This is a genomic window from Candidatus Symbiopectobacterium sp. (genome assembly GCF_020054415.1).
GTDB lineage: Bacteria > Pseudomonadota > Gammaproteobacteria > Enterobacterales > Enterobacteriaceae > Symbiopectobacterium.
On the sequence record NZ_JAHWCO010000525.1, the window covers coordinates 1 to 5,646 of the forward strand.

The following is a 5,646-nucleotide window of genomic DNA, read 5'->3' on the forward strand; positions in this document are numbered from 1 at the left end:
CCGTACCATTGCTCCACCGGCAACTGGCTGATCAGGATCGTACTGGTTTGCCCATATCGGTCTTCCGTTATTTCCAGCAAGTCATTGCATTGCCGCGTTGTGATAACTTCAAGACCGAGGTCTTCCAAGATAAGAAGCTCTATTTTTTGAAGCTGTTTCAGTTGCTTAAGCCAGCTTCCGTCCAGTCTCCCCTGCTCAAGCTGATCCAGCAGCCGACCCATACGCCAGTATTGGACGCTTCTCTTTTGGCGGCACGCCTGCTCGCCCAGCGCACAACCTACCCAGTTTTTGCCGCTGCCAGTTGGCCCTGTTATCAGGATATTCTTGCTGTGGGTGATGTAATGCCCGTTCAGAAGCTCGCGCATCTGTTCGGCCTTTAACCCTCGGGATACCGGATAGCAAAGACCCTCAGTGGTTGCACCGTGGCGCAACCGAGCCTGCTTTCTCAGCCGACCAACACGGCTGTTTTCACGATTCAATAGTTCTTCTTCGACAAGTAGCACCAGGCGTTCTGCGAACCCCAGCTCATTGTATGTACCAGGTGCCTCACGCTGGCGTATCATGCCATCGGTCATTGCTGACAGCTTGAGCGCTCTGGGTTTGGTTAGCAGGTCATCAGTCATAACGACTCCTTTTTCAGTGGTAATATTTCGTACCACGCAGATTCTCGGGCTCCAGTGGAAGCTGCAACTCTCTATTTTCTTTAACTGTTTCTCCGATGCACTCCCTGTTGTGACGCAGCAGATTCTCGATAAAACGCCTTTCCGGATGGTTCAGCCCGCAGGCCTTGTCACAGGCTTTTTCCAGCCGTTCGGCACCGTATTTTTTCTGGAGCGACAGCAGGCCGAGAACAGCCCGATAAGCTTGCTCGGGATGATTCTTCGCCTTTAGCATCGCTTCCACCACCTGCCGAGTCCCCTTGCCGGTCCTCGCGGCATTATCCAGCAGCTTTTCAGGTGTCCAGCTGCTGTGCCCGCGGTGATTGGCCGTCATGTGTGCCGGATTAGTGGTGTGACTGTACTGCTGATCGCTACGAGGGTGCTGTGCCACGCAGCGGCCCTTATGCCAGACCTGGACCAGCGTCTGCCCGGCTTTTACAGACAGCCGTTCACCAACCAGCTCATGGGGAACGGAGTACCAGTGGCGGTCGTATTCGACGTGATAGTCCGGAGCGACCTTTACCGCACGGTATTCGGTATATTCATATGTCATGGCTGGCAAGGGCTGCAAACACGGCGCATCGAGCAGCGCAAAGCGCTGTGCTCGGCTCTGTCCCCCATAACCTTTCATTGGGCGGTTATTCAGCTCGGTCATTAGCTCCCTGAGCCTGACGTTGAGCGCATGTACCGTATGGAAGGTTTCATTGCGTATTCGCGCCAGCAACCACCTTTCGACCAGTAGGACGCCGTTTTCCACTTTGGCCTTGTCTTTGGGTTTGTAGGGTCTGGCAGGCATCACGACCGTGCTGTAATGCGAGGCCAGAGACTGATAGCTGTCGTTGATGACCGGCTCGTAGCGATCTGCTTTGCTCACCGCGCTACGCAGATTATCGGGTACCAGCAGGGCTGGAACGCCACCGGGGAAGGCCAGGCAGTGGCTGTTGGCATTGAGCCAGCTCATCATGTCCTGACCGGGGCAGGCTTCTACATAGGTGTAATTTGACGCTCCCATGACAGCGACGAAGATGGCGACCCGGCGCACATTTCCCGTATCGGGGTCGACTACCGGCACGGTGGGCCCGCAGAAGTCGATGAACAGCTTCTCACCGGCACACTGGGTCTGGCGCATCGAACGTTTCTGGCATTTCTTCCATTGGCGATAACAACGGCAGAACTGAGAGTAGCACAGCGCCATTTCTCCGGTTTCGGTGCTGTATTCTATCCACAACAGCTGCCTGGTAACCCCTGGCCGTCTTAGCTCGGTATCGATATACAGCCAGTCCGGCGCGATAAGCTCCGAGGTGCGCATTCTGCGGGTGGGGAACAGCATCTTTTCCAGTTTTTCTGGCAAGAGCGTATCAGGCAATGGCCACGACAGAGATGCGGCGGTAAAACGGTAGAGTACCTCATACACCGTGGAAGGGCTGACCCTAAGAGCGGCGGCGATGGTGCGATTAGACTGGTTGCGCTCAAATTTGAGTTTGAAGATCTGAAGACAGGTCTCCATGGGACTCCTGCTTTTTCTCTTTCTGGCCATCGTTATCTCCATTTCAGTAGAAACTGCGAATGGAGAGGAGGTTAAAAGAGTTAAGTCCCGGAGTGATCGATACGACGCGAATCAGTGATCGACCTTTCATGCGAAATCGTGATCGATTGTCATGCGAATCACTGATCGATCACGATGCGAACATGCACGTTGAGCAATGAAGAGTCACTGGAGGTGGCCGCCATTAACAGCCTGGTGAGCGCTACAGATATGACGCTGGGCTTGTGGCATACCCGCACCTTTCGAGCACCGCACTACAGCGCATCCACGACGGCATTGGTAGGTGGTGGCGGACTGCCAAAACCGGGAGAGATCTCATTGGCGCACAATGGCATCCTGTTCCTCGATGAGTTACCCGAGTTCGAGCGGCGTGTACTGGATGCCCTGCGAGAACCGTTAGAGGCCGGCGAAATCGTTATTTCCCGTACGCGGGCTAAAGTGAATTATCCCGGTCGTGTATTCAATATGTTGATTGCATTGTGAAATGTCTGGTTTTGGATGTGGAATACAGTGGCTAAAGTTGATGTAAGATGCCCGTTTTGTGAACAGACATCTCCTGTGAAAAAACACGGTTATGGCAAAAGTGGCCATCAGCGTTACCGTCGTCAGTCATGCAAACGAGGATGGCTACAGGGCTTACAACGACGAACTTCCAAAAGTAAAAAACATTGTTAGCAAGCTGTATACACAGCGTATTGAGCGTGCACATCTGACACTGCGTAACCGATTGCAACGGCTCAATCGCAATACGCTCGGATATTCAAAATCATCCGAAATGCACGATAGGATCATCGGTACTTACATCGAACGCGAGTACTACGTTTGATGCTACATCAACTCATTGAATACACGACCGATAATTGCAGCGACGTACCGATGTGATACCTCGCTGCGGTGAGAGTATCGGTTGGGTTACTTGCCTGCTGCGATATGATCGCGAATGTGTTGTGCGCGTTCTTCGGCGGCAGGGTGTGAATCAAACATGCTGCTTTGTCGGCCCGCATCCAGTTTGGCCAATTTTTCAAAGCTGCTGGCTAACCCTTGTTGGTCGATGCCGCGCCGTTTTAGCAAGTAGAAAGAGTAGTCGTCGGCCTGACACTCTTGCGTTTGAGAAAACTGGGCATTAACCAATTGTTCTCCCATATCAGCCAACTGGGATTGCGATAACGAGGTCGCCACGCCGCCTGCCGAGGCGACGGCAGTGCGGCCGCGCTGGTGGCATAGGCTACATGCATCGCCTTACGGCTGTGCCCCAAAGCCACGTGCCTCATTTCACGCCCAAGCACGCCTTCGACTTTATTGTCCGTCATGATATCCATTAGCCCGCTGTAGACGCGAATACATCCATTGGCCATTGCCCAGGCGTTCACGTCTTTAGTCTGGTACACCTTATAGTTGGCGGGAGTGCCATTGATATCGTGCCCAAGGTCATCTGCGATGTTGTTCAGTCGTTTTGTATAGTTGCTGTCGGCAGGAGCGATGTTGGCCTCTTTATCCATTTGTGCACAAGACTGTTCGCTGAGCGTTTTGACTTGCGCGTCACTCAGTGTTGCTGCCTGAAACGCCTGCACCCCAGATTGCATCAGCGTATTGTTATCCAGGTTTTGGCAGCCGCTCAGCAGGCTAGTGATAGTCAGAGTTAACAGCGGTGTTCTGATCCTCATACCCTTTTTTCCTCACTGGTTTTCAGACACATGCAGGTTCTGCTTACGAAAAGGCAGAAAAGATGTTCTTTTTTATCGACCACTATGATGAAACTCGGTTTTAACATAGAGGAAAGCGAATGGTCTTAATATCGGAAAACGGCGAATTCACTCGCACTTTCAGTAGGCTTTGTTGCATGTATGATAGTTAAAATCCTGTTTGGCGCAAAATAGCCATGAAATCCTCTTATTTCGCCAATGGGGTTCCATGTGCAATCGCCCGCATTTTCATGTACATTTATAGCAATCTCTCTTTGTTCTTCCTGGATAACGTATTGATTGTTAAACGTATGTTTTGAAAGACATCTGTTCAATCCGATCTGGAGTAAAGCATGTCCTCTCGTAAAGAACTTGCCAACGCCATCCGCGCACTCAGCATGGATGGCGTGCAAAAAGCCAAATCCGGTCACCCGGGCGCACCCATGGGTATGGCAGATATCGCCGAAGTCCTGTGGCGCGATTACCTTAATCACAACCCGGCTAACCCCCACTGGGCCAACCGCGACCGTTTCGTCCTCTCCAACGGTCACGCTTCCATGCTCATCTACAGTCTGCTGCACCTCACCGGCTACAACCTGCCGATTGAAGCGCTCAAGAACTTCCGGCAACTGCATTCCAAAACCCCGGGTCACCCGGAGTACGGCTACACCGACGGCGTGGAAACCACCACCGGCCCGCTCGGGCAGGGCATTGCCAACGCGGTCGGCATGGCGCTGGCAGAACGCACGCTGGCAGCGCAGTTCAACCGTCCGGGTCACGATATCGTTGACCACTTCACCTACGTCTTCATGGGTGATGGCTGCATGATGGAAGGCATCTCCCACGAGGTGTGTTCGCTGGCCGGTACCCTGAAGCTGGGCAAGCTGGTGGCATTCTATGATGACAACGGCATATCCATTGACGGTCACGTGGAAGGCTGGTTTACCGATGACACCGCAGCACGTTTTGAGGCCTACGGCTGGCACGTGGTGCGTGGGGTAGACGGCCATGACGCCGATGCCATCATCCGCGCTATCGAACAGGCGCGCGCAGTGACGGACAAACCGTCCCTGCTGATGTGCAAAACCGTGATTGGTTTCGGCTCACCGAACAAGGCCGGTACTCACGATTCCCACGGTGCGCCGCTGGGTGACGCCGAAGTGGCCGCTTCACGTGAACAACTGGGCTGGAAATACCCGCCGTTTGATATCCCCGCTGAAATCTATGCCGCCTGGGATGCCAAAGCCGCTGGCGCGCAGAAAGAGAGCGTCTGGAGCGAGACGTTTGCCGCCTATGCCAGAGCCTATCCGGAACTGGCTGCCGAATTCAAACGCCGTACCGTCGGTGACCTGCCGGCCAACTGGCAGGGTGATGCCCAGAAATTCATTGAAGACCTGCAAGCCAACCCTGCAAAAATTGCCAGCCGCAAAGCCTCGCAGAACGCGCTGGAAGCCTACGGCAAACTGCTGCCGGAATTCCTCGGCGGCTCTGCCGACCTGGCACCGAGCAACCTGACCATCTGGTCCGGCTCGGTTTCGCTGGATAAAGACCCGGCGGGCAACTACATCCACTACGGGGTGCGCGAGTTCGGCATGACCGCCATCGCCAACGGTCTGGCGCTGTACGGCGGCTTCCTGCCGTATACCGCAACCTTCCTGATGTTTGTGGAATATGCCCGTAACGCGGTGCGCATGGCCGCACTGATGAAAGTCCGCAGTATCTACGTCTATACCCATGACGCCATCGGTCTGGGTGAAGA

4 protein-coding genes and 3 pseudogenes are annotated in these 5,646 nt (G+C 54.0%); 3 read left to right on the forward strand and 4 right to left on the reverse strand.

Annotated elements, in window-relative coordinates; genetic code table 11:
- Together QZ506_RS15230 and istA are read right to left on the reverse strand one after the other, a co-directional pair.
- The coding region (locus QZ506_RS15230; RefSeq protein ID WP_291972178.1) for an ATP-binding protein at positions 1 to 623 on the reverse strand (623 nt) is incomplete at its 3' end.
- Positions 624 to 636: 13 nt separating this feature from the next.
- The gene (gene istA / locus QZ506_RS15235) at positions 637 to 2,166 is read right to left on the reverse strand and encodes an IS21 family transposase (protein WP_291972181.1); all 1,530 of its coding nucleotides are present in this window, start codon (positions 2,164 to 2,166) and stop codon (positions 637 to 639) included.
- A gap of 189 nt (positions 2,167 to 2,355) precedes the next feature.
- On the opposite strand from istA, the pseudogene QZ506_RS15240 reads away from it, so the two are divergent.
- Positions 2,356 to 2,685 (forward strand): annotated as a pseudogene (locus QZ506_RS15240) (ATP-binding protein); the annotation flags it as partial.
- On the opposite strand, the gene QZ506_RS15245 reads toward QZ506_RS15240, so the two are convergent.
- Positions 2,602 to 2,796, reverse strand: a complete 195-nt coding sequence (locus QZ506_RS15245) for a hypothetical protein (protein WP_291972183.1) — start codon at positions 2,794 to 2,796, stop codon at positions 2,602 to 2,604. The pseudogene QZ506_RS15240 and the gene QZ506_RS15245 overlap by 84 nt on opposite strands.
- Between QZ506_RS15245 and QZ506_RS15250 the strand changes: the two are divergent.
- A pseudogene (locus tag QZ506_RS15250) lies at positions 2,716 to 3,031 on the forward strand (IS1 family transposase). The gene QZ506_RS15245 and the pseudogene QZ506_RS15250 overlap by 81 nt on opposite strands.
- A gap of 86 nt (positions 3,032 to 3,117) precedes the next feature.
- On the opposite strand, the pseudogene QZ506_RS15255 reads toward QZ506_RS15250, so the two are convergent.
- Positions 3,118 to 3,869, reverse strand: a pseudogene (locus QZ506_RS15255) (M48 family metallopeptidase).
- Between the two features lie 371 nt (positions 3,870 to 4,240).
- On the opposite strand from QZ506_RS15255, the gene tkt reads away from it, so the two are divergent.
- A partial coding sequence (gene tkt / locus QZ506_RS15260; protein ID WP_291972179.1) for a transketolase occupies positions 4,241 to 5,646 on the forward strand: 1,406 nt, incomplete at its 3' end.

What these genes read in the sequence shown, in the direction of transcription:
- istA (WP_291972181.1), bottom strand. Translation starts at nt 2,166, where the DNA reads ATGGAGACCTGTCTTCAGATCTTCAAACTCAAATTTGAGCGCAACCAG.
- QZ506_RS15245 (WP_291972183.1), bottom strand. Translation starts at nt 2,796, where the DNA reads ATGGCCACTTTTGCCATAACCGTGTTTTTTCACAGGAGATGTCTGTTC.